24 protein-coding genes and 3 tRNA genes are annotated in these 21,674 nt (G+C 71.7%); 11 read left to right on the top strand and 16 right to left on the bottom strand.

Translation table 11 applies throughout. From position 1 onward, the window contains the following. Window positions 1-106 precede the first annotated feature (106 nt). Window positions 107-1,684, top strand: a complete 1,578-nt coding sequence (gene cimA, locus ACFYUV_RS22535; RefSeq protein ID WP_358288591.1) for a citramalate synthase — start codon at window positions 107-109, stop codon at window positions 1,682-1,684. Between the two features lie 250 nt (window positions 1,685-1,934). Here cimA and ACFYUV_RS22530 read toward each other — a convergent pair whose 3' ends face one another. Genes ACFYUV_RS22530 through ACFYUV_RS22515 form a run of 4 tightly spaced genes read right to left on the bottom strand, consistent with a single transcriptional unit; the run spans window position 1,935 to window position 4,515 of the window. Beyond that, window positions 1,935-2,342 (bottom strand): PIN domain-containing protein, encoded by a 408-nt coding sequence (locus ACFYUV_RS22530; protein WP_387671043.1) that lies wholly within the window; start codon window positions 2,340-2,342, stop codon window positions 1,935-1,937. Continuing rightward, window positions 2,327-2,587, bottom strand: a complete 261-nt coding sequence (locus tag ACFYUV_RS22525) for a type II toxin-antitoxin system prevent-host-death family antitoxin (RefSeq protein WP_352319032.1) — start codon at window positions 2,585-2,587, stop codon at window positions 2,327-2,329. The genes ACFYUV_RS22530 and ACFYUV_RS22525 overlap by 16 nt, the downstream gene beginning before the upstream one ends. Window positions 2,588-2,596: 9 nt before the next feature. Beyond that, complete coding sequence (locus ACFYUV_RS22520) at window positions 2,597-3,388, bottom strand: response regulator (RefSeq protein WP_387671041.1); 792 nt, start codon at window positions 3,386-3,388, stop codon at window positions 2,597-2,599. Beyond that, a complete protein-coding gene (locus ACFYUV_RS22515; RefSeq protein ID WP_387671039.1) occupies window positions 3,385-4,515 on the bottom strand; it encodes a sensor histidine kinase in 1,131 nt (376 codons plus the stop codon). Before ACFYUV_RS22515 ends, ACFYUV_RS22520 begins: the two co-directional genes overlap by 4 nt. Before the next feature lie 119 nt (window positions 4,516-4,634). Between ACFYUV_RS22515 and ACFYUV_RS22510 the strand changes: the two genes are divergently transcribed. Then, window positions 4,635-5,285: a hypothetical protein gene (locus tag ACFYUV_RS22510; protein ID WP_387671037.1), complete on the top strand. Its 651-nt coding sequence runs from the start codon at window positions 4,635-4,637 to the stop codon at window positions 5,283-5,285. Here ACFYUV_RS22510 and ACFYUV_RS22505 read toward each other — a convergent pair. Beyond that, window positions 5,282-6,139, bottom strand: a complete 858-nt coding sequence (locus ACFYUV_RS22505; protein WP_387671035.1) for a phosphotransferase — start codon at window positions 6,137-6,139, stop codon at window positions 5,282-5,284. The genes ACFYUV_RS22510 and ACFYUV_RS22505 overlap by 4 nt on opposite strands. Window positions 6,140-6,225: 86 nt before the next feature. Between ACFYUV_RS22505 and ACFYUV_RS22500 the strand changes: the two genes are divergently transcribed. Then, on the top strand, window positions 6,226-6,957 hold the full coding sequence (locus tag ACFYUV_RS22500) for a PIG-L family deacetylase (RefSeq protein WP_352352184.1): 732 nt from the start codon (window positions 6,226-6,228) through the stop codon (window positions 6,955-6,957). A gap of 5 nt (window positions 6,958-6,962) precedes the next feature. Here the strand turns inward: ACFYUV_RS22500 and ACFYUV_RS22495 are convergent, their stop codons facing one another. Then, window positions 6,963-8,594 carry a heparinase II/III family protein gene (locus ACFYUV_RS22495; RefSeq protein ID WP_387671032.1) on the bottom strand — a complete coding sequence of 544 codons (1,632 nt, stop codon included), beginning with the start codon at window positions 8,592-8,594 and terminating at the stop codon, window positions 6,963-6,965. 139 nt (window positions 8,595-8,733) lie between these two features. Between ACFYUV_RS22495 and ACFYUV_RS22490 the strand changes: the two genes are divergently transcribed. After that, window positions 8,734-9,330: an HD domain-containing protein gene (locus ACFYUV_RS22490; RefSeq protein ID WP_358288572.1), complete on the top strand. Its 597-nt coding sequence runs from the start codon at window positions 8,734-8,736 to the stop codon at window positions 9,328-9,330. On the opposite strand, the gene ACFYUV_RS22485 is transcribed toward ACFYUV_RS22490, so the two are convergent. The 7 genes from ACFYUV_RS22485 to ACFYUV_RS22455 are packed head-to-tail and all read right to left on the bottom strand — an operon-like array spanning window position 9,327 to window position 12,321. Further along, entirely contained in the window at window positions 9,327-9,692 is a 366-nt protein-coding gene (locus ACFYUV_RS22485; RefSeq protein WP_387671030.1) for an antibiotic biosynthesis monooxygenase family protein, read from the bottom strand. The genes ACFYUV_RS22490 and ACFYUV_RS22485 overlap by 4 nt on opposite strands. Before the next feature lie 24 nt (window positions 9,693-9,716). Further along, on the bottom strand, window positions 9,717-10,283 hold the full coding sequence (locus ACFYUV_RS22480; protein ID WP_387671028.1) for an alkaline shock response membrane anchor protein AmaP: 567 nt from the start codon (window positions 10,281-10,283) through the stop codon (window positions 9,717-9,719). After that, window positions 10,280-10,942: a DUF6286 domain-containing protein gene (locus ACFYUV_RS22475; RefSeq protein WP_387671026.1), complete on the bottom strand. Its 663-nt coding sequence runs from the start codon at window positions 10,940-10,942 to the stop codon at window positions 10,280-10,282. Before ACFYUV_RS22475 ends, ACFYUV_RS22480 begins: the two co-directional genes overlap by 4 nt. Then, a complete protein-coding gene (locus ACFYUV_RS22470; protein ID WP_387671024.1) occupies window positions 10,939-11,307 on the bottom strand; it encodes an Asp23/Gls24 family envelope stress response protein in 369 nt (122 codons plus the stop codon). Before ACFYUV_RS22470 ends, ACFYUV_RS22475 begins: the two co-directional genes overlap by 4 nt. Next, window positions 11,304-11,492, bottom strand: coding sequence for a hypothetical protein (locus tag ACFYUV_RS22465; protein ID WP_352352177.1), 189 nt, complete (start codon window positions 11,490-11,492; stop codon window positions 11,304-11,306). Before ACFYUV_RS22465 ends, ACFYUV_RS22470 begins: the two co-directional genes overlap by 4 nt. Further along, on the bottom strand, window positions 11,489-11,827 hold the full coding sequence (locus ACFYUV_RS22460; protein ID WP_387671022.1) for a hypothetical protein: 339 nt from the start codon (window positions 11,825-11,827) through the stop codon (window positions 11,489-11,491). Before ACFYUV_RS22460 ends, ACFYUV_RS22465 begins: the two co-directional genes overlap by 4 nt. After that, window positions 11,824-12,321 carry an Asp23/Gls24 family envelope stress response protein gene (locus ACFYUV_RS22455; RefSeq protein ID WP_387671301.1) on the bottom strand — a complete coding sequence of 166 codons (498 nt, stop codon included), beginning with the start codon at window positions 12,319-12,321 and terminating at the stop codon, window positions 11,824-11,826. Before ACFYUV_RS22455 ends, ACFYUV_RS22460 begins: the two co-directional genes overlap by 4 nt. A gap of 165 nt (window positions 12,322-12,486) precedes the next feature. Here ACFYUV_RS22455 and ACFYUV_RS22450 point away from each other — a divergent pair, with 165 nt between their 5' ends. Together ACFYUV_RS22450 and gltX are read left to right on the top strand one after the other, a co-directional pair. Next, window positions 12,487-13,263 carry a fumarylacetoacetate hydrolase family protein gene (locus ACFYUV_RS22450; RefSeq protein WP_352319059.1) on the top strand — a complete coding sequence of 259 codons (777 nt, stop codon included), beginning with the start codon at window positions 12,487-12,489 and terminating at the stop codon, window positions 13,261-13,263. A gap of 34 nt (window positions 13,264-13,297) precedes the next feature. Continuing rightward, window positions 13,298-14,629, top strand: coding sequence for a glutamate--tRNA ligase (gltX, locus tag ACFYUV_RS22445; protein WP_387671299.1), 1,332 nt, complete (start codon window positions 13,298-13,300; stop codon window positions 14,627-14,629). On the opposite strand, the gene ACFYUV_RS22440 is transcribed toward gltX, so the two are convergent. Continuing rightward, on the bottom strand, window positions 14,523-15,773 hold the full coding sequence (locus ACFYUV_RS22440; RefSeq protein ID WP_387671020.1) for an MATE family efflux transporter: 1,251 nt from the start codon (window positions 15,771-15,773) through the stop codon (window positions 14,523-14,525). The two genes, gltX and ACFYUV_RS22440, sit on opposite strands and share 107 nt — an antisense overlap. 54 nt (window positions 15,774-15,827) lie before the next feature. Between ACFYUV_RS22440 and ACFYUV_RS22435 the strand changes: the two genes are divergently transcribed. After that, the gene (locus ACFYUV_RS22435; protein WP_387671018.1) at window positions 15,828-16,370 is read left to right on the top strand and encodes a PadR family transcriptional regulator; all 543 of its coding nucleotides are present in this window, start codon (window positions 15,828-15,830) and stop codon (window positions 16,368-16,370) included. Between the two features lie 44 nt (window positions 16,371-16,414). Here ACFYUV_RS22435 and ACFYUV_RS22430 read toward each other — a convergent pair whose 3' ends face one another. Beyond that, on the bottom strand, window positions 16,415-18,385 hold the full coding sequence (locus ACFYUV_RS22430) for a M3 family metallopeptidase (RefSeq protein WP_387671016.1): 1,971 nt from the start codon (window positions 18,383-18,385) through the stop codon (window positions 16,415-16,417). Between the two features lie 166 nt (window positions 18,386-18,551). Between ACFYUV_RS22430 and ACFYUV_RS22425 the strand changes: the two genes are divergently transcribed. From ACFYUV_RS22425 to ACFYUV_RS22410, 4 genes are all read left to right on the top strand, one after another. After that, window positions 18,552-18,623 (top strand) — tRNA-Gln (locus tag ACFYUV_RS22425). A gap of 358 nt (window positions 18,624-18,981) precedes the next feature. Continuing rightward, complete coding sequence (locus ACFYUV_RS22420) at window positions 18,982-19,563, top strand: hypothetical protein (protein ID WP_387671014.1); 582 nt, start codon at window positions 18,982-18,984, stop codon at window positions 19,561-19,563. A gap of 79 nt (window positions 19,564-19,642) precedes the next feature. Then, window positions 19,643-19,718: transfer RNA gene (locus ACFYUV_RS22415), tRNA-Glu, on the top strand. A gap of 19 nt (window positions 19,719-19,737) precedes the next feature. Then, window positions 19,738-19,810, top strand: a tRNA-Glu gene (locus ACFYUV_RS22410). Window positions 19,811-19,944: 134 nt separating this feature from the next. Here the strand turns inward: ACFYUV_RS22410 and ACFYUV_RS22405 are convergent. Beyond that, the gene (locus ACFYUV_RS22405) at window positions 19,945-21,660 is read right to left on the bottom strand and encodes a hypothetical protein (RefSeq protein WP_387671012.1); all 1,716 of its coding nucleotides are present in this window, start codon (window positions 21,658-21,660) and stop codon (window positions 19,945-19,947) included. Window positions 21,661-21,674 lie beyond the last annotated feature (14 nt).

The raw sequence follows: 21,674 nt of genomic DNA, 5'->3' as shown, positions 1-21,674 counted from the left end.
CGGCAGGCGCGCTGGCTGACACAGGGACACCGCCAGCGCGCAGACCTCTCACGTCCGTGAGGGGTCTTTTTGTTTTCCAGGACACGGATCCGAAAGAAGAGACTTCATGGCCGACGACCGCTTCCACGTCTACGACACGACCCTGCGCGACGGCGCGCAGCAGGAAGGACTCAACCTCACCGTCGTCGACAAGCTCGCCATCGCACGGCAGCTGGACAGCCTGGGCGTCGGTTTCATCGAGGGGGGCTGGCCGGGCGCCAACCCCAAGGACACAGAGTTCTTCAGGCGCGCTCGAACAGAGCTCGACCTGAAGCACGCGCAGCTCGCCGCGTTCGGCGCGACCCGCCGGGCCGGTGTGAAGGCCGCCGACGACCCATTGGTAGCCGCATTGCGCGAATCCGGCGCGCCGGTCGTGACCCTTGTCGCCAAGAGCCACGACCGGCACGTGGAGCTGGCCCTCCGCACGACTCTCCAGGAGAACCTCGCGATGATCCGCGACACGGTTTCTCACCTTCGTGCGGAGGGACAGCGAGTCTTCCTCGACGCCGAGCACTTCTTCGACGGCTACACGTCCAATCCAGCCTACGCGCTGGAAGTGCTGCGGACCGCCGCCGAGGCCGGGGCCGACGTCATCGCCCTGTGCGACACGAACGGCGGCATGCTGCCCGACGAGCTGGCCGAGACCGTGCACGCGGCCGTCCAGACCGGGGCCCGCGTCGGCATCCACTGCCACGACGACACCGGCTGCGCCGTCGCCAACACCCTCGCCGCGGTCAAGGCGGGCGCCACGCACGTCCAGGGCTGCGCCAACGGCTACGGCGAGCGCTCGGGCAACGCCAACCTCTTCACCGTCGTCGCCAACCTCCAGCTCAAGCGCGGCTTCGACCTCGTGCCGCGGGAGGCGCTGGCGGACATGACCCGCATCGCCCACGCGATCACCGAGGTCACCAACGTCACCCCCAACTCGCACGCCCCCTACGTCGGCATGTCCGCCTTCGCCCACAAGGCCGGCCTGCACGCCAGCGCCATCAAGGTCGACCCCAACCTGTACCAGCACATCGACCCGGCCGCCGTGGGCAACGACATGCGCATGCTCGTCTCCGACATGGCCGGCCGCGCCTCCGTCGAGCTCAAGGGCCGCGAGCTGGGCTACGAGCTGACCCCCGAGCACACCAAGACGCTCGTCGAGCGCGTCAAGGAGCTGGAGTCGCAGGGCTTCACCTTCGAGGCCGCGGACGCGTCGTTCGAGCTGCTGCTGCGCGACACCGTCCAGGGGGCGCGCCGGCGGCACTTCGAGGTGGAGTCGTGGCGGGTGATCGTCGAGCGGACGAAGGGCGGCGAGCTGGTCAGCGAGGCCACCGTCAAGCTGCACGCCAAGGGCGAGCGCATCGTCGCCACCGGCGAGGGCAACGGCCCCGTGAACGCCCTGGACAAGGCCGTACGGCAGGGGCTCGAACAGCTCTACCCCGAGCTGGCCCGGCTGGAGCTGGTGGACTACAAGGTCCGCATCCTCGAAGGCACCCACGGCACGGACGCCGTCACCCGCGTCCTCATCACCTCCAGCGACGACACCGCCGAGTGGGCGACGGTGGGGGTGGCCGAGAACATCATCGACGCCTCCTGGCAGGCGCTGGAGCAGGCGGTCACGTACGGCCTGCTGCGCGCCGGCCGCGACTGCAGCTGACCCCGGGGGGCGGCGCGCGCCCCGAGCGGTCTTCGCTTGGGGGCGCTGCGCGCCCAGGGGAGCTCAGGCGTTCTTGATCTGGCGCCTTCGGCGCACCCCGTGCCCGGCCCGCCCGTTCGCCGGGTGGGTCTTCGGGAGTCTGCTCCGAGCGACCCTCGCGGCTGAGGGCCGCCCTGCGGAAGGGGCGGCCCTCAGCCGTGGGCGCGAGGCAAGGGCTGACCCGGGCGGACCCACTGGACGCTGCCGGGTGTCAGTGAGGAAGGACCACAGCCCGTACGCCGGGGAGCTCGTCGAACGCGGCGGAGGCGTCCATGGTGACCACGACGCGCGCGGTGGCCGCCGCCGTTGCCGCGATGAGCAGGTCGTAGGCTCCTCGCTTCTTCCCCTCCCGCCGGACATGGGCCATGAGACGCCCATGAACCCTGGCGACGTCCGTGGTGTACTCCTCGACCGGAATCAGGGCGAGGGCCTCGTCCACGAACGCCTGCCTGTGCGGGCGTCGGGTGTCGTCGGCCAGTTCGACGCCCACGAGCAGTTCGGCCACGGTGATAGCCGCGATCGCCACATCGTCGGTGTCTCCGACCACTGCGTCGATCGCGGTCCTGCCGCGTTCGGCTGCGATGAGCACCCCTGTGTCCAGGATCAGGCGTCGGGCCACGTGTCCCTCATCTCGTCGTCGAACGCCTCGCGGGCTGCGCCGACATCGGTTTCGAAGTCGGCGTCCAAGGAGGCCGCGCTTCTCGCCAGGAACGCCTTGACCATGCGGCCCGGTGCCGTGGGAGCCGGTCCGATCACGGCAATCTGCTTCCCGCCGCGCGTGACCACGATCGTCTCTCCGTGCTCGGCCTCGTCGAGGACGGCGGCGAAGCTTCTTGACGCTTCGGTGGCGGTCATCACCTTCATGGAATCAGATTATCTGATTGGTGGGACGCCGTCGGGAGGGTCGCCGGGGCGGACGAGGCCGGATTCGTAGGCGTGGCGGACCATCTGGGCGCGGTCGCGGAGGGCGAGTTTGGTCAGCAGGCGGTTGATGTGGGTGCTGACGGTCGCCTCCGTGATGGACAGCGTGCCGGCGATCTCGGTGTTGGACAGGCCCTGCGCCACCAGCCGCAACACCTCCTCCTCCCGGGCGGTCACCCCCGTGGCCGCCGGCGACGGGGCGGGCGCCGTACGCCGGTAGGCCGCCACGACGCGGCCGGTGACCGCCGGGTCGAGCAGGACGTCGCCCCGCGCGGCGCTTCGGATGGCGGCGAACAGGTGCTCGGGCGGCGACACCTTGAGCAGGAACCCGCTGACCCCGGCGTGCAGCGCGAGGTCGAGGTTCTCGTCGGTGTCGTAGGTGGTCAGCATGATCACTCGCGGGGGCGCCGGGGTCGCGAGGATGCGGCGGGCGGCCTCCAGGCCGTTCAGGCGGGGCATCGCGATGTCGAGCAGCACGACGTCGGGGCGCAGGTCGCGGGCCAGCTCCACGGCCCGCTCGCCGTCGGCCGCCTCGCCCAGCACGGACAGGTCAGGCTGGGTGCCGATCATCAGGCGCAGCCCGGCCCTGATCATCCCCTGGTCGTCGGCGATCACCACGCCGATCCCGCGACCGGGCTCGTCAAGGGCGGGATCGGCGAAGGCGTCGGGGGCGTCGGGTTTGTCGAGGGCGGACTCTGTGGAGGTGTCGGGGGCGTCCGGGGGCAGTGAGGAGGAGGGCGTCACAGGGGGAGCTCCGCACGTACCGTGAAGCCGCCCCCAGGAAGGGGCGCCGCCGTCAGCGTGCCCTCGAAGAGGGCGGCTCGCTCGCGCATGCCGATCAGCCCGTGGCCGCCGCCCCCGGCCGACGGCGGCCGGGGGCCGCGCGGCCCCTCGTCCGTGATCTCCAGCCGGAGCTCCGCCGCCAGGTACGCGACGCTCACCGCCGCCCGCGTCGGCCCCGCGTGCTTGAGGGTGTTGGTCAGCGCCTCCTGGACGATCCGGTACGCCGACAGATCCAGCCCGGCGGACAACGGCGCCCGCTCGCCCGACACCGCCAGCGTGACGTGGAGCCCGGCCGCCCTGAACTGCTCCAGCAGATCCGCCAGCCGGTCGAGTCCGGCCTGCGGGAGCAGGTCGCCGGCCTGCGTGCCGCGCAGCAGCCCGAGCATGCGCCGAAGCTCCTCCATGGCCTCCCGGCCGGCCGCCTCCACCGTGCTGAGCGCCTGCCGCTCGGGCTCCTGGTCCGCGCGCAGGAGCAGCCGTACGGTCCCGGTGTGCATGGTCATCACGCTGACGCTGTGCGCGACGATGTCGTGCAGCTCGCGGGCGATGCGGGCACGTTCCTCCTGCACCGACTCGCGGGCCAGCAGCGCGCCGCGCTCGGCCGCCTGCACGGCCAGCACGCGGTGGCGGCGTACGGCCAGACCGGCTCCGGCGGCGATGGCGCACATCACCAGCGCCACGGCGACGTCCCCCCATCCGGACGGAGGGGTGGTCCTGGACAGCATGGCGGCCACGAACACGCCCGTCGCGGTCAGCCCGGCCACGGCCCGCGCGCTGTCGGGGCGCACCTCGGCCAGCAGCGTGCACAGCAGCACGAGCTGGGTGTAGAACTGCCAGGCCGCGGGGGAGCCGGGCGCCAGCGCGAACGTCGCGATGTTGGCGGCCGAGTAGACGGCCAGGATCGCGAACGGCGCGCGCGTCCGGAACAGCACCGCGACGGCGGTGACCAGCCCGGCGGCGATCCACAGCAGCACGTAGGAGCGGGGAGAGGCCATCGAGCGCACGCTGACCTCCTCCGCGACCGCGAACAGGGCCACGACCGCCGCCACGAGCCAGTCGACGGGGGAGGGGGAACGGCGGTGGAGCATGAGGCGAGAGTAGCCCGCCCGGATTGTCGCAATGTGCAGCGGAATCCACCGAAAGGGGGACGTCGGATCCAAGCCTGCCTTGACGACGGGCCCGGCGGGCGACGCCTACCGTGCCCGGCATGTTCACCGACGCACTCTCCGTCCGCCGCTTCCTGGCCGGCGGCAGCCTCGTCCTGGCCCCGGTCTGCCTGATCCTCGGCATGATCACCGACCCGTCCGAGCCCGGGGTCGAGGACCCGCTGGTCTACGCGCACAACCCGGGCGCCGTGGGCGTCAGCGCGACGCTCCTGCACTACACCTGGGTGCTGTTCGTGCCGGGGGTGATCGGCATGGTCCTGCTCGTCCGGGCCAAGGGCAGGGCGCTGGCCACCGTCGCGGGCGCGCTCGCGGTGCTCGGCCTGACCAACTTCTCGTCGCTGATGATCTCGGACTTCTTCGACGTCGTGCTCTTCGACGCCCTGCCCGCCGCGCAGGCCGAGCAGCTCATGCAGGACGCGGCGCAGCCCGCCCTCATCGCCGCCTGGCAGCTGCCCGGCATGATCGGGTCCTTCCTGGGCCTGGTCCTCGTCGCGGTCGCGTACGCGCGGGCGGGGCTGGCGGGCTGGTGGTTCCCGGCGGGCGTGCTGGCGGGCATCGTGGTGTGGCTGTTCGGCGCGAGCGCGTGGAACCTGGTCCTCGGGGTCGGCGGCCCGGTCATCCTGCTGGCCGCGTTCGGCACCGTCGGCGTGTCGATCATCCGCGCGCCGGCGCGGCGGGAGCGGGCGGCCTAGAGGCGGTCGGGGCCGCCGTCCTCGTCCAGCCAGGCCACGACGTGGGTGGTGAAGCTGTCCACGAGGGTCAGGGGTTCGCCGGCCAGCACGAGGAGGGCGACGAGCTGGTTGACGCCGAACGCGCGCTCCCAGGTGACCGCCCGCCGGTAGGTGCCGGCGTCGACGGCGTCGCGCAGGTGCTCCCAGCCGTGCCAGCCCATGAAGGCCGCGTCGATCGCGGGGTCGAACAGGTGGGCCCGGTCCCAGTCGAGGACGCCGACCAGCTTGCCGTCGGCGTCCCAGTGGACGTTGTCGCCGACGAGGTCGCCGTGGACCAGCGAGTCGGGGACCTGTTCCAGGGCCAGGGCGTCGTCGAGGCGCCGGCGTCCCTCCTCCCGCCACCTGGCCGGGAAGCGCGGGATGACCTCTTCGGCGAGGATCGTGCTCCAGCTCGCGGGCCCGGCGTACGAGCGCGGGGCGGGCAGCAGGGCGCGCAGCTCCGGGGTGACGGGCAGCTCGCGGAGGGCGCCGAGCAGCTCGCCGATCAGGGCCGGGTCGCCCTGGCCCGCGCCGAGACCGGCGCCGTCCAGCCAGGACACGGCCACGGCGGCGCGCTCCCCGAACGTCGTCACCGGCGTCAGCGGCTCGGGCACCGCGAACGGCAGCCCGGCGGCCGCGATCGCGCGCAGCAGCTCGGTCCGCCGCGGCAGCGCCGCGCTCACGCTCGGCCGCCGGCCGACCCGCACGGCCGCCACCCCGGGGAGCAGCACGACGTCGTGCATCCCGCCGGGGGCGAGCCGCGCACCGCCGAGGGGAGCGCCGGGCACGAGCGCGTCGGCGATCTCCAGCAGGTCAGGGGGCACGGGCTCGCTCATCGGCTCATCTCTTCCGAGGGGGAGGGGGTACGCGTAGAGCCTACGCGGGTCCTGACCGGTGCCCGGCCTCCATACGATGGGGTCCCATGAGCTTCAGTGTGCTCGGCGTGCACGCCCACCCGGACGACGAGGCGATCTGGACCGGCGGCACCCTCGCCAAATACGCCGACGAGGGCGCCACGACCGCCGTCGTCACCTGCACCTGGGCCGAGGGCACCCAGCGGGCGCAGGAACTGGAACGGGCCCTCGACATCCTCGGCGCGGGCAAGCCCCGGCTGCTCGGCCTCGCCGACGCGGGCAGGCCCGAGTCCGCCCCCGGCCGTCCGCGCTTCCTCGACGTGCCGTTCGACGAGGCGGTGGGCCTGCTGGTCGAGCACATCAGAGCCGTCCGGCCCGACGTCGTGCTCACCTTCGACGGCTTCGGCGGCTACGGCCATCCCGACCACGTGCACGTGCACCGGGTCACCCTGGCCGCGGTCGAGGCGGCCGGCTACGACCAGCTCTACCCCGGCACGGGCGACCCCTGGCGGCCGCACGCGCTCTACCTGGCGACCGTCCCGCGCTCGGTCGTGACGGCCCACTGGCGGGCGGTCTTCGGCGCCGATCCGGAGCCGGGCCAGGCCCTGCCCGGCGTCCCCGACCACCAGGTCTCGGCCGCGATCGACGTCTCGCGCTGGTCGGAGCGCAAGTGGGCGGCCATGCTCGCCCACGAGTCCGAGGTGGAGCGCGGCGCGTCGATGACCATGCTGACCGGGCTGCCGGAGCGGGCCCGCGCCCAGATGCTCGCCAACGAGTGGTACCGCCGGATCGCCTTCTAGACCGGCTAGAGCAGGCCCGCGGAGAGGGTCTCGCCCTCGACCTTGAGCTTGCCCCCCGAGCACGACACCTTGGGCGAGTCGGTGCCCGGCACGATCACCGTCAGCAGCGACTTCGCCGCCGGCGACACCACCACGTTGGTCGCGTCCTTGGCCAGGTAGGTGGGCGAGACCCAGCCCAGCTCGCCGCCGCGCTCCACCTTCTGGCCGCCGACCCGCTCGCACACGGAGAACTGCATCAGCGTCACCTTGAAGGCGCCGTCGGCCAGCACCACCTTGCCGCCGCCGGTCGAGACGACCTTGTACGAGGGCGCGAACCGCCACAGGTTCCTGACCTTCTTGCCCCCGGAGGCCGTGTCGAGCACCGCCATCAGGTCCTGGCCGTGGTTCACCAGCACCGAACGCGTCCTGCTCACGCCGTAGGCCCGGTCCGTGAGGCGGAAGGCCTGCCGGTCCTTGCCGTAGGAGGTCTTGGTCAGTTTGGACGAGGTGCGCGGCCGGAACCGGGCCCCCTCGACCGTCGGCACGTTGTGCGCCTCGGGGGAGAGCGTCCAGTAGCGGTAGGCGCTCTTCTCGTAGGAGTGGAAGCCGCCGTCCATGAGGATGTCGCGGCCCTGCGCGTAGTACGTCACGCCCAGGTGGTCCTCGTGCCCGTGGAACTTCATGCCGGGCCCGAACCTGATCGAGTAGTACGACGAGTCCGGCTTGCCCCAGGCCGTCCGGCCGTAGACGTAACCGGCCTTGTAGACCTTGACCTTCTGCTTCGGGGTGCCGGTCTCCATCTTCGGCTCGGTCTCGGCGCTGCCGTCGCCGATCGGGACCATGTAGCCGTTGGGCATCGTGGAGTGGGCGATGAAGTCCTTCAGCGCCTCGGCCCGCCGGCTGATCTCGGCCGGCACCTTGCGGTCGCACGCCTTCATGTTGGTGATGGCGACCTGGAGGCGGCCGTACACGTAGACGGCGTAGCGGGGGGCCTGCTCCATGAGCGCGCCCTGGGAGTCGACGTCGAGCTTGACCGTGCCGGTGAGCCGCCTGGAGGCCAGGTTCGACCAGTCGGAGCGGCCGTACCGGCAGCCGATGCCCATGAGGGCGATGTCCTGGTCGATGCCGTGGTTGTGGCCCTTCTTGTACAGCCGCGCGTCCGACAGCAGCCTGGCGTGGTCGGCCAGGCTGTCCTTCAGCCAGCCGTCCTTGACGTGCATGCTCAGGCACAACAACGGCTGCGTGCGCAGCGAGACCGGGTGGTCCTTCCACACGTACGGCTTGGTGGCGGCGGCCCCGCGCCGGTTGTTCGCCACCCAGTCCTTGGTGATCTCGGTGGCACGGTCCAGGTAACGCCGCTCGCCGGTGTTCTCGTAGGCCACGACCAGCGTGCCCATCCAGCGCAACGACTGGAAGACGAACTCCCACGACCGGTTCCGGTACGGGCTCGCCCCCCAGTCGATGTCCTTGCCCAGCTTGTACGCCGGCAGCCCCACCAGCGAGATCTCGCCCTTCATGACGTCCTCGGCCGTCGGCGTGCCCGGCAGCCAGTCGCCTTGGCACTGCGCGGTACGGGTCACCTTGTCGGCGGCCTGCGCCGGGCTCGTCAGCCCGCCGAGCGCGAGCGTGAGGGCAAGAGGTATCGCGAGCCGGCGCACGCCAGGGTTCCTTCCGGACAAGAAAGTGAGGGCGGGACATGCTTTCGGAATCACGATCAACCGGTCAAGTCGCGTACCGGATCGTTAACGGCCCGATGCCCGCCGGTGCCTCCGGCAGCGCGGATGTCATGCTGGAGCCGTGAGATTCGACGACATCGTGCTGCCCGACACGCCCGCCTGCCGCGGCGCGCTGGAGGTGGCCACCCGCTACCAGTCACCCTCGCTGCTCAACCACTCCATACGCGCGTACCTGTGGGCCGCCGCCTACGCCCGGAGCAGGGCGATCGACTTCGACGCCGAGCTGCTCTACGTGTCGTCCATGCTGCACGACATCGGCCTGGTCGCCGAGTTCGACAGCCAGACGGTGCCGTTCGAGGAGGCCGGCGGCCACGTGGCCTGGGCCTTCTGCGCGGGGGCCGGCTGGTCGCCCGAGCGCCGGCTGCGCGCCTCCGAGGTGATCATCCGGCACATGTGGGAGGAGGTGCCGGTGGAGGAGGACCCGGAGGGCCACCTGCTGGAGCTGTCCACCGGCATGGACATCTCCGGCCGGCGCACCGAGGACATCCCCGACGGCGTGCGGCGCGAGGTGCTGGAGCGCTACCCGCGGCTGGAGATCGCCAAGGAGTTCGCCGCCTGCATCGCCGACCAGGGCGCGCGCAAGCCGTCGAGCTACGCCGGCCGGTTCGTGCGCGGCGGGATCGCCGACCGCATCGCCGCCAACCCCCTCGACGCCTAACCCTTGGGCCCGGCGCTCTGCACGACGTCGAAGCTCCACACCTGGGAGTCCGTCGCCGCCGGGCCCTGCCCGTGCCCGTGACCCTGGCCGTGCCCGTGGCCCTGCTCCTGGCCCTGCCCCGCGGCGGCCTGGGCGTGGCCGCGCTGGAAGGCCTGGCCCTGCTGCCAGGTCCGGAAGTCCTCCTCGCTGCGCCAGCGCGTGTAGACGAGGTACTGGTCGGTGCCCTCGACCGGCCGCAGCAGCTCGAACCACTCGAACCCGTCGGCCGACTCCACCATCCCGGCCCGGCCGGAGAACCGCCGCTCCAGCTCCTCCCGCATCTCGGCGGGCACGGTCAGGACGTTGATCTTCACGATGGACAACGGAGGACCCCTCTCGGCGAAGCCTTAGCGCACGACCCGCTGCGTCGCAGGTGAGGGCTCCAGGCTAACGCGGGCCACCGCCGGTACGTGATCCCTGTCCAGCGCGTCCCGCAGGTTCGGCAGGGTGACCCGGGACAGGTGCTCGCTCAACTCGCTCATCGGGGCGGCCTCGTCGGCGGCCACGCGCAGCCGTACCTCCGGGTGGCCGCGCGGGCCGACCAGGTCGGCGTCGGCGTTCAGGACGGCGGGGCTGGCCGCGACGTCGGCGGCGACCGCGTGGGCCATCCCGCCCGCCGCGATCTCGGTGACGCCGTCCGGGCCGGCCTCCAGGCGCAGCCGGGTGTGGGCGTCCCTGCGGCCCTGCGAGACCAGCCAGCGCAGGGCCAGCAGCGCGACCAGGACCGACACGGCGGCCACGGCCCACCACACGGGCGGGCTGTTGCGGGCGAAGAACCCGCGCACGCCGGCGTCCACGATCGGCGTGGACGGCCCCAGCAGCCCGCGGGCCAGCGCCAGCCCGCCGAGCGCGGCCAGCACCAGCCCGACCAGGGCCAGCCCCCACCGGTTGCCGCGGCCGGTCTTCCTGTTCATCGGCGCTCCTTGACGTTGACCGCCACCCGGTACGGCTCCACCGGATCCAGCCCGGCGAGCCTGGTGAGGACGGCTTCGCGCACGGCCCGGTCGAAGCCCTCGTCGTCCCAGCCGGACGTGGCGGGGGTGACGGCGACCGTATGGCCGCGCAGGCTGGCGTGCGCCGAGCGCACCCCGGGCACCTCCTCGGCGGCGTGCTCCAGGGCCCTGGTGAAGCTCTTGGGACGCACGCCGATGATCAGGTCGGGGTCGCCGGTCCGCACGGGGACCATCCGCGGCCGTCCCGGCACCAGGGCGGTGACCAGCAGTGCCAGCCCTGCCAGCGCCACGATCGCGGCCCCGGTCAGGAACAGCGGATCCGACCACGGCGTCGTGGCCGCCCACGCCAGCATCCGGTCGTAGGGCAGCCATCGCAACGGGCTGCCGGCCAGCGCGGACACCGTCTCGGCGGCGACCAGCAGCCCCAGCAGCGTGAGCAGGACGGCGACCACGATGGCGGGCACCCGGCGCTGCGGCCGGAACGCGCGCACCGCGGCCCGGTCGGCGCCCTTGTCCCGCGGCGGCGCCGCTCCCGGCTCGCCCCGATACGCCCCCGCCCCGCCCGCCGGGACGGCCCCCGGCGTCTCCCCGGGCTCCCCGGACGGGAGCGGGCGGGTCATGCCGGGCCTCCCGCCAGATCGGTCATGATCACGTCGAGGCGGGTGACGTCCAGGCCGGTCTGCATGGCCACCCGGTTGCGCACGTGCTCCCGCAGCCGCGCGGCCACGGCGTGCAGCGGCGCCGGGTAGGCGACGGTCACGTCCAGCTTCAGGGTGGCCCGCTCGCCGCGCACCTCGGCGCTGGACGAGTGCGTCCACGGCGCCCCGCCCAGCCGCACGTCGAGCACCTCGGGCACCTCACGCGCCGCGCAGCAGGCGATCTTGGTGACCACCCGCTCGGAGATCTCGGTACGGCCCCGCCGCTCGGGCTCGGCCGACGGCGCGAGCCGCTGCCGGGGAACCGTGACCTGGGCAGTGGTGGTCATCGCCGCCTCGCGGTCAGGCCGGACAGGTTCAGCTCGCCGGTCTCGGCGACCTTGCCGACCAGGAAGCCGACCGCGCCGAGCACGAGGACGAGCAGGAACGCGCCGAGGCCGCCGAAGGCCCCCGCGAGTCCGAGGATGATGCCGACCGCCATGCCGATGACCGGCAGCCAAGGGACGTTGCTCATGATTCCTCCACCACGTCGATCACCACGTCGTCGATGTGCACGTTCACGGGACGTCCGCCGCCCGGCTCCCACACCGCCTGGCGGACGTCCTCGGCGGTCTCGGACAGCGGCCGTACCAGGGTCGCCACGATGGCGATCTCCACCGTGTCCCCGTCGGCCGAGACGCCCATGACCCGCGCCCCGGGCAGGTACGTCGCCACCGTCCCGAACGGGCCGCCGGAGAGCCCCGCCACCCCCGGGCAGGCCCGTACGAGCTCGGCCAGCGTCTCGGCCTCCGCCTTGGCGTCGGCGTCGGCGTCGGCCCGCGTATAGGCGGTGGCGCCGGGCCCGGTCATTGGACCCGGGGCTCCGGCTGCTCGATGGCCTCGCGGCGACCGTCGCCCCTGTCCCTGTCCCGGTCCCTGTCGCGGTCCTGGCCGGGCAGGTGCACGTCGTCCACCCTGATGTTGACCTCGGTCACCTCCAGGCCGCACATGCGCTCGACCGCCGCGATGACGTTCCTGCGCACGGCCGCGGCCAGGTCGGGGATGGCGGTGCCGTACTCGGCGACCAGGTCCATGTCCACGGCCGCCTGGCGCTCGCCGACCTCGACCGAGACGCCCTGGGCGACGCTGCGCTCCCCGCCGACCATCCCGCGCACGCTGCCGAGCGCCCTGGCGGCGCCGCCGCCCATGGCGTGCACGCCGGATACCTCGCGTGCGGCCAGTCCGGCGATCTTGGCGACGACGACGTCGTCGATGCTCGTCGTGCCCTTGTCGGTGACCAGCGAAGTCGCCGGCCCGCCCTCCTGCGTTCTGGCCCGCGGTACGGCAGAAGTCTGGTTGACCATCGTGTCCGGCACGTTCCGTCACCCCCTAGAAGTCTCTGATAAGCAGAGATATCCGCTTAACCACCACCGATGCCCCACAAAACGGACTCTGGGGGCATTTATGGAGAGTTCCTGACTTTTTTGCCGGTGGGCGGACCCCTCCGGCGGCGGCGATAGCCTTGTCAGGTGCGTATAGCGAGGTTCTCCACAGGCGAAGGCGTGTCGTTCGGCGTGGTCGAAGGCGGCCCTGGAGAGGAGTTCGTCTCCACGGTCTCCGGCCATCCGTTCGGCCAGGTGCAGTTCACCGGCGAGCGCTTCCCGCTGTCCCAGGTGAAGCTGCTGGCCCCGATGCTGCCGAGCAAGGTCGTCGCCATCGGCAGGAACTACGCCGAGCACGCCCGCGAGATGGGCAACGAGGTGCCCGACGAGCCGCTCATCTTCATGAAGCCGTCCACGTCGGTGATCGGCCACGGCGAGGCCATCGCCTACCCGACCTCGCTGTCCGACCGGGTCGACTACGAGGGCGAGCTGGCCGTGGTGATCGGCAGGCTCTGCCGCGACGTGCCCGTCGACCGGGTCAAGGACGTCATCTTCGGCTACACCTGCGCCAACGACGTCACCGCCCGCGACCTGCAGAAGAAGGACGTGCAGTTCACCCGGGCCAAGAGCTTCGACACGTTCTGCCCGCTCGGGCCCTGGATCCAGACCGATCTCGACGCGAGCGACCTCGCGCTGACCACCACGGTCAACGGCGAGATCCGGCAGAGCGGCCGCACCAGCCAGCTCATCAACGACATCCCCGCGCTGGTCGCCTACGTCAGCGCCGTCATGACGCTGATCCCCGGCGACGTCATCCTGACCGGCACCCCGGCGGGCATCGGCCCGCTGGAGATCGGCGACGAGGTCAGCGTCGGCATCGAAGGCATCGGCACTCTCACGAACAAGGTGGTCTCCCGTGACTGATCTACGGGTGCGTTTCGCCCCGTCCCCGACCGGCATGTTCCACGTCGGCGGCGCCCGCACGGCGCTGTTCAACTGGGCCCTCGCCGAACAGTCCGGCGGCCGCTTCGTCCTGCGCGTCGAGGACACCGACGCCACGCGCAACCGTCCCGAGTGGACCGAGGGCATCATCTCGGCGCTCGACTGGATCGGCATCAACGGCACCAACCCGGTGTTCGAGGGCCCCTACTTCCAGTCGGCCTACGAGCCGCAGCACCGCGAGGCCGTGGCCAAGCTGCTGGCCGACGGCAAGGCGTACCACTGCGACTGCACCCGCGAGACCCTGGTGGCCCGCACCGGCTCCGAGCACAAGGGCTACGACGGGTTCTGCCGCGAGCGCGGCCTGACCGAGGGCGCGGTGCGCTTCCGCACCCCCGACGAGGGCGTCACCCTCGTGGAAGACCTGATCAGGGGCAACGTCGAGTTCCCCAACGAGGCCCAGGAAGACTTCGTGATCGCCCGCACCGACGGCTCGCCGCTCTACGTGCTGGCCAACGCCGTCGACGACATCACCCAGGGCATCACGCACGTCGTGCGCGGCGAGGAGCACCTGGGCAATGCCGCCAAGCAGGTGCTGCTGTGGCCGGCGCTCGGCTCCACCCCGCCGGTCTGGGCGCACCTGCCGGTGATCGTCAACGAGCAGCGCAAGAAGCTGTCCAAGCGCCGCGACAAGGTGGCCCTGGAGGACTACCGCGACGAGGGCTACCTCGCCGAGGCCATGGTCAACTACCTCATGCTGCTCGGCTGGGGCCCCGGCGAGGACCGCGAGATCATGCCGTGGGCGGAGATGGTCCCGCTGTTCCGGCTGGAGGACGTCAACTCCGCCAGCGCCTTCTTCGACGAGAAGAAGCTGCGGGCCTTCAACGGCGAGTACATCAGGGCCCTGCCGCTGGAGACCTTCGAGGAGCGCTGCTCGCCCTACCTCGACCCCGCCTGGGACCGCGAGCTGTTCAGCAAGGTCGCGGCGCTGGCCCAGACCCGCATCGGCGTGCTGTCGGAGATCCGGCAGAACGTCGACTTCCTCTTCCTCGACGAGCCCGTCTTCGACCAGCCGTCCTGGGACAAGGCGATGAAGAACTCCCCGGTGGAGATCCTCGACGGCTATCTCGACCGCCTCCAGACGGTCGCCTGGGACCCGGACTCGCTCAAGGAGGCCCTGGAGGAGGTCGGCGCGCCGCTCGGGCTCAAGCTGGGCAAGACCCAGGCCCCCGTGCGCGTGGCGATCACCGGCCGGACGGTGGGCCTGCCGCTGTTCGAGTCGATCGAGGTGCTCGGGCGCGAGCGCTCCATGGAGCGGATCCGAGCGGCGCTAGCGCGCCTGCGAGGCTGAGCGACGACCCGACGGCCATCGACAGCCACACCCCCGTGACGCCGAGCCACGAGCTCAGCAGATAGGCGAGGGGCAGCTGCACCGCGAAGCCCGCCAGCGTGGCGGCGAGCAGGCGGCTGCCCCTTCCGCTCGCCTGGAGCACCCCGCCGACGGCGATCAGCCCGCCGAACGGCACCAGGTAGAGCGCCATCCAGCGCAGGAAGCCCACGGCCACCGCCGGGTCGTCGGTGAACAGCCCTGCCGCGGGCGCGGCCACCAGGTTGAGCACCGCCGCGACCACCGCCCCCGTCACCAGCCCGAGCCGCAGCGGTGACCCGACCGGCTCCGACCGCGCGGTGCGGATCATCGCGGCCTGGCGCAGCGCGTAGAAGACCATGACCCCGGCCAGCATGATCTTCTGGCCGATGCCGTACCCGGCGACCTCGGCCGTGCCGAACCCGGCCACGATCTCCACCAGCGCCATGCCCACCAGGGAGCGGGCCAGGAAGTCGCCCGACATGGGCAGGCCGGTCCGCAGCACCTCGCCGGCGAGCAGGCCGTCGCCGCCGGCGGCGCGGAGCCGTACGAGAGAGGTCAGCGCCACCCCGAGCGTGACCAGCCGCGCCGCCACGGTGGCCAGCGCGGCCCCCTGGACGCCCAGGTCGAGGCCGTAGATGAACAGCGGGTCCAGGACGATCACCAGGGCGTTGCAGATCAGCGCGTTCCGCATGGGGGTCTTCGTGTCGCCCAGCCCTTTGAGGACGCCGTCCACGACGGTCTGGGCGAAGAACACCGGCAGCCCCGCCAGCGAGACCAGGAAGAAGCCGGCCGTCGGTTCGGGATCGTCGGTGAACAGGGCCGCCAGCGGCTCGCGCAGCAACACGCCGGGGACGGCGACGGCGACCGAGAACGCGGCCCACAACACCCAGCCCGTCCTGATCACGGGCCCGATCGGCGCGTGCCCGTCACGCCGCCCGATCAGCACGGTCACCCCCGTCGGGACGGCCAGGAACAGCCCGTAGGCCAGGTATTCGACCGTGGTGCCCACGGTGACGGCCGCGATGGCGCCCTCCCCGAGCCCCGAGACCCACAGCAGGTCGATCACCCCCACCGCGACCACGGCGGTGAGCAGCTCCACGTAGATGGGGAGAGCCAGCCGGAACATCTATACCTCGATTCGTTGTATCTCGTTTAGAGGTATAGCGTTACGATGCGCGACATGGCAAGCGGCGGGGATCTGTCCCTCACCATCCTGGGATTCCTGAACGAACGTCCGATGCACGGCTACGAGCTCAAGGCCCGCCTGACCGCGCTCACCGGCCACCTCCGCCCGGTCAGCGACGGCGCCCTCTACCCCGCCATATCGAGACTGGAGAGCAAGGGCCTGGTCGAGCGGCACGAGGAGGCGGGCGCGGCGGCAGCCCGCAGGCAGGTGCTCACGCTCACCGGCAAGGGCCGCGAGGAGCTGCTGCGGCGGCTGCGCGAGCCGAGCGAGCTCGACGTCAGCGACCAGACGCGCTTCTTCGCCCTGCTGACGTTCCTGTCGGCGCTGCCCGACCCCGCCGACCGGTCACGGGTGCTGCGCCGCCGGCTGGCCTTCCTGGAGGCCCCGGCGAGCTTCTTCTACGAGGGCGGCCGGCCGGTCCGGATCAAGGACGAGCCCGACCCGTACCGGCGGGGGATGCTGGAGATCGCCCGCGCGTCGAGCCGGGCGGAGAAGGAATGGCTCCGGCAGCGCATCGAGGAGCTGCCGGAGCCGTAGGGAAAGCCTCATCGGGGGAGGCGGGGGAGGCGGGGGAGCGGCGGTCAGTCGAGGCCGCGGCGGGCCAGCAGCGGCCCGATGCCCGCCTCGCGCCCGCGGAAGTTGCGGAAGGCGGTCAGCGGGTCGAGGCTGCCGCCCCTGGAGAGCAGCTCGCGGCGGAAGTGGTCGCCGTTCGCCCTGGTCAGGCCGCCATTCTCCTTGAACCACTCCACGCTCTCGGCGTCGAGCACCTCGCTCCAGATGTAGGAGTAGTAGCCGGCGCTGTAGCCGCCCGAGAAGATGTGGGCGAAGTAGTTGGTCCGGTAACGCGGGCGCACCAGCCGCACGTCGATCCCGGCCGCCTCCAGGGCCTGCTGCTCGAACGCCTGCGCGTCGGCCACCTGCTCGCCGGGCGCCAGCCGGTGCCAGGCCCAGTCGAGCAGCGTGGCCGCCAGGTACTCCACCGTCGCGAAGCCCTGGTTGAACTTCTCGGCCGCGTTGAGCTTCTCCACCAGCTCGGCGGGCATCGGCTCGCCCGTCTCGTGGTGCTTGGCGTAGTTGGCCAGGACCTCCGGCCAGGTCACCCACATCTCGTTGACCTGCGAGGGGTACTCGACGAAGTCGCGCGGCACGCTGGTGCCCGACACGCGCGGGAAGCGCACCTGCGAGAACAGCCCGTGCAGCGCGTGGCCGAACTCGTGGAAGGCGGTGTTCACCTCGTCGTACGTCAGCAGCGTCGGCCCCGAGGCCGGCTTGGTGATGTTGAGGTTGTTCATGACCACCGGCAGCTCGCCGAACAGGTGCGACTGGTCGACCAGGTTGTTCATCCACGCCCCGCCGCGCTTGTTCGCCCTGGCGTAGGGGTCGAGCAGGAACAGGCCGAGCGCGCCGCCGTCCTCGTCGAACACCTCGAAGACGGTCACGTCGGGGTGGTAGCCGCGCAGGTCGGGCCGTTCGGTGAAGGTGATGCCGTAGAGCTTGGTGGCGGCGAAGAACACGCCGTCCCTGATGACCCGGTTCAGCTCGAAGTAGGGGCGCATGGCGTCGGCGTCGAAGTCGTAGCGGGCCAGCCGCACCTTCTCCGAGTAGTACGACCAGTCCCACGGCTCGATCTCGAACCCGGCCTGCTCGGTCAGGGCCTCGGCCTCCTTGCCGGCGTTGCGCACCGCCGGGCCGACGAGCTGGCCGAGCATCTCCTCGACCGCCTCGACGGTCTTGGCCGTCTGGTCGGCCACCGAGTAGGCGGCGTGGTCGGGGAAGCCGAGCAGCGCGGCCCGCTCGGCCCGCAGCGTGGCCATCCTGGCGGCCCGGTCGAAGTTGGCCGGGGCGCGGCCGACGCTCCGCTGGTACAGGCGGCGGCGCACGTCGCGGTCGGTGAGCTGGGCCAGGCCGGGCTGGTTGGTGAAGTTCAGCAGCGGCAGGACGTACGTGCCGTCGTCCTTGCGCAGCGACTCGATCCTGGCCTCGTCGAAGCCGTCGAGCTCCTTGGCGTCGGTGAGGACCAGGGCCTCCTCGGTGGACGCCTTGAGCAGGGTCTGCGCGAACTCGGTCGACAGCTTCGACAGCTCGCCGTTGAGCTCGCGCAGCCGGTCCTGCTCCGGCTCCGACAGGTCGGCCCCGGCCCGGACGAAGTCCTCCCGGTACTTCTCCAGCAGCCACGCCTCCTCGGCGTCGGACGTGCCGACCTGCTTGATCCGCGCCCACAGCGCCCGGTTGAGGCGGATCGCGTCGTTGTGCGCGGTCAGCTTCGGGGAGATCTCCTTCTCGATCTCCATGATCCCGTCGCTGGAGTTGGACGCGGCCATGCTGAAGAAGACCGTGGCCGTGCGGTCGAGGATCCGCCCCGAACGCTCCAGGGCCGCGATCGTGTTGTCGAAGGTGGGCGGCTCGGTGTTGTTCGCGATCGCGTCGACCTCGGCCAGGTGCTCGGCCATGCCGCGCTCGAACGCGGGCAGGTAGTGCTCCTCGCGGACGTCCGCGAACGGCGGCAGCTGGTACGGCAGGCTACTAGGGGCGAAGAACGGGTTCTCGGCCAACGCTTTGGCTCCTCCACGTGGTGTTTTGTCCTCTTCAGCTTGGCACGTCGGAGCCTGTGCCGCAGGCGGCCGGACGCCGCTTCGGCAATCGTTTTGGTCTTACCCCCCGAGCTGGGCTATTCTTTCGGACGTCGCCAAGCGCGCTCCGAGAAGGAGTTCGCAGCGGTGGGGTATGGTGTAATTGGCAGCACGACTGATTCTGGTTCAGTTAGTCTAGGTTCGAGTCCTGGTACCCCAGCAAGTTTCCGAAACGGATGTCTCCCTGAGAGGCATCCGTTTTTTCGTGTCGGCGGCCCGTCGGATCGTCCAGAATCTCGCTGATCATGCGGCGCCGCAGCGATGACCGACGTCGCCGAGCATGCCGGTGCCGCCAGGGCGGCCCTGACCCTGTCGTACACGGACGAAGTCGTCATGCTGGACATCCGTGTGACGAGGAGCGCGGTTTCGTTCCGCAGGAGGCTGTTGAGGGCTTCGGGGTGGAAGGCGTGCGCCGGTCGGCACGCGTGGGGCGGGCCAGGTACGAGGGGAAGACCGCGTCGCCGCAACGGCGGAGACCTTCCGCCGCGGGCTGCTCGGCGGGTAGCCTCCCTCGCCTCATGGACGAATTCCGCATGCGCGAGGGCGGCCTCGCCCGTTTCGTCGCCCCGTTCGCCGCGCCGCTGGCGCTCTTCTTCGCCGTCTGCCTGCTGCTCGGGGCCGTCCTCACCGGCAGCTCGGCGCTGGGCGTCGTGATCGGCGCGCTCGCCACGGCGGCACTGACCGGCGTGCTCGTCGTCAAGCACCGCCGTCTGGTCGCGGGCACGGTGGTGCGCTTCTCGCCGGAGGGCGTGGAGCTGGCCGACGCCCGCGGCTTCCGGGTGCGCCTGCGCTGGCCCGACCTCACCGCGATCGGCGTGGTCGACACCCGGACGGCCGCCCCGAGGCCCCTGGGCCGTCCCGGCGGCGTCCGCGTGCGGGTCCCGGCGCTGCGCTCGGTGGGGCTGGTCGGGTGGGGCGAGCGCACGCTCCCGCCGCGGACGCCGCGGTGGATGCGCGAGCGCCTGGCCCGGGCGCCCGCCGACCCCGTCACCGGACGGCCCGAGGTCGCGATCCCGCTCGGCGAGATCGACCCGCTGTGGGAACGGGGGCCGATGGGCGACTGGGTCCGCCGCCACAGGCCCGATCTCATGCGCCGATAAGCGGTTTGGTTGTGGTCTGCGGGGTGCGGTAGAGTTACCTGCGTCGCCGGGGAGACCCGGCACACCAGCTTGTGGACAAGGTCCCGTCGTCTAGTGGCCCAGGACGCCGCCCTCTCAAGGCGGTAGCGCCGGTTCGAATCCGGTCGGGACTACCACGATCACAGGCTGTGCGAAGGTCCCGTCGTCTAGTGGCCCAGGACGCCGCCCTCTCAAGGCGGTAGCGCCGGTTCGAATCCGGTCGGGACTACGTTCACCCAAACGCTCCGGCGCGTCAAGCACCGGGGCGTTTTTCGTTTTCCCGGGGACGCTCGAAACCCAAGGGACGCTCGAAGACGGAACAGGGCCCCGCGCGGATCGCGCGGGGCCCTGTTCCGTCGTGGATCAGGCCGAGGAGCGGGCCTTGAACAGGGCGCGGCGGGCCGCCTTGGCGATCTGCTTGTCGGGGTGGACCTGGGAGATCAGGTCAAGCAGCTCCTCGACGTGCGCGTGCGGGATCTTCCAGATCACCTCGAGAAGACCGTTGACCATGTCGGGCCCGATGTCCCGCAGGCTGCTGACGAACTCCGAACGCCCCAGCCCGGCCGAGATCGTCCACATGTCGAGGATCAGCCAGTGGGTGTCGTCCTGGGTGGGCTCGGGCGCCCCCTCGACCCCGAGCTGGCTCAGGTGCGTCGCCGCGTACGGCCGCAGGGACGGCTGCTTGAGCGCCTCCTGCCAGGCCGGGACGGCGGCCTCGCCCAGCGTGCCCACCACGCTGGCCGCCTGCACCCGGATCAGGGCGTCGCTCTCGTCCTCGGCCGCCGCGTCGAGCAGCTCCTCGGCGGCCTTGGCCGGCTCCCTGAGCCGCATCCAGGCGGCGAACTCGGCGTCGGCCTCGTCCTCGGGCAGCTCGGCGCTCAGCGCCAGCAGCTCGTGGGCGCTCATCGACTCGATCGCGGGCCGGGCGTCGACCTCGATGTCGGCGTCGTCCACCAGGTGGACGACGCCCTCGGTGCCCAGCGGGGTGAGACGCACGGTCGTGCCCTCGACCTCGACCATGCCGTAGCCGGTCAGCCAGTCGATGGCGGGGGCCAGCGGGTCGCCGGCCGCCTCCCAGGCGTCGCCGCCCAGCTCGTCGAGGTCGGCGGCGGCCTCGGCCAGCTCGCGGGCCAGGTCGTCGCGCTCGCGCGAGCCGCCGGCCAGCAGCAGCCTGACCAGCAGGCCCCGGGTCAGGCCGGCCAGCGCCATCGTCAGGTCGTCGTCGTCGAGCTCGGGGTCGCCGTAGTCGACCGAGTGCAGGCCGAGCATCCAGGCGTCGAGGACGTCCTCGTCGTCGTCGAACGGCCACTCGGAGGTGTCGTCCTGGACGGCCACGGTGTTGCCCTCGCCCGGTTCGAGGAACTCCAGGTCGACGGCGAGGTTCCAGATGTTCCAGAGCTGCGGGACCGCCTCGGCCACCGGGCCGTCGGTCTCGGGCCTGGGCAGGCCGACGGCGGCCAGCGCCTCCTCCACCTCGGCGTCGGTGAGCAGGGTGTCCTCGCCGACGCGGCGGCCGGAGCCGACCCACAGCGCCAGGTCGCGGGCCTTGGCGACCAGCGGGGACCGGCGGGCGGCCGCGGCCAGCTCGGAGTCGGGGCGCAGCCTGATCGTGTCGAGCTCGGCCAGCTCGTCGGCGAACGCCTCGAAGTCGCCCAGGTCGCCGGTCTCGTCCTCCTCGTCGTCACCCGCGCCGTCGTCGTCGAGCAGGTCTTCCATGAGCTCGACGAACTCGTCCTCGACGTCGTCGAGCTCGGCCTGCAGGTCGGCGAGGGAGTCGGAGCCCTTGGCGAGCCTGCCGGTCTGGGAGAGGAACGTCAGGTACGCGTCGACGGCGGGCAGCATGCCGTCGGCGGCGGCGTCGGGATCCTCCACGACCTTCGGCATGCGGTCGAGCAGCAGGTTGCGCAGGTCGGCACGCTTCCACGTGCCGAGGTCCTGCGAGAAGGCGAGACGGTGCCAGAGTGCGGCAGGCCCCACGAGCTCGGGGTCGCTTCCGGGCGCGTTGGAACGCGCCCACAGGATGAACTCTTCGAGCAGGGGTCGCAGCTCAGTGGCGGCTACCTCGATGCGATCTGTCACGCACTCAGGCTAGT

The sequence above is a fragment of the Nonomuraea sp. NPDC003560 genome, from assembly GCF_042878785.1.
In the GTDB taxonomy this organism is placed as follows: domain Bacteria; phylum Actinomycetota; class Actinomycetes; order Streptosporangiales; family Streptosporangiaceae; genus Nonomuraea.
The sequence above is the reverse complement of the archived record's forward strand: the minus strand, read 5'-3'. Positions and strand labels throughout refer to the sequence as shown.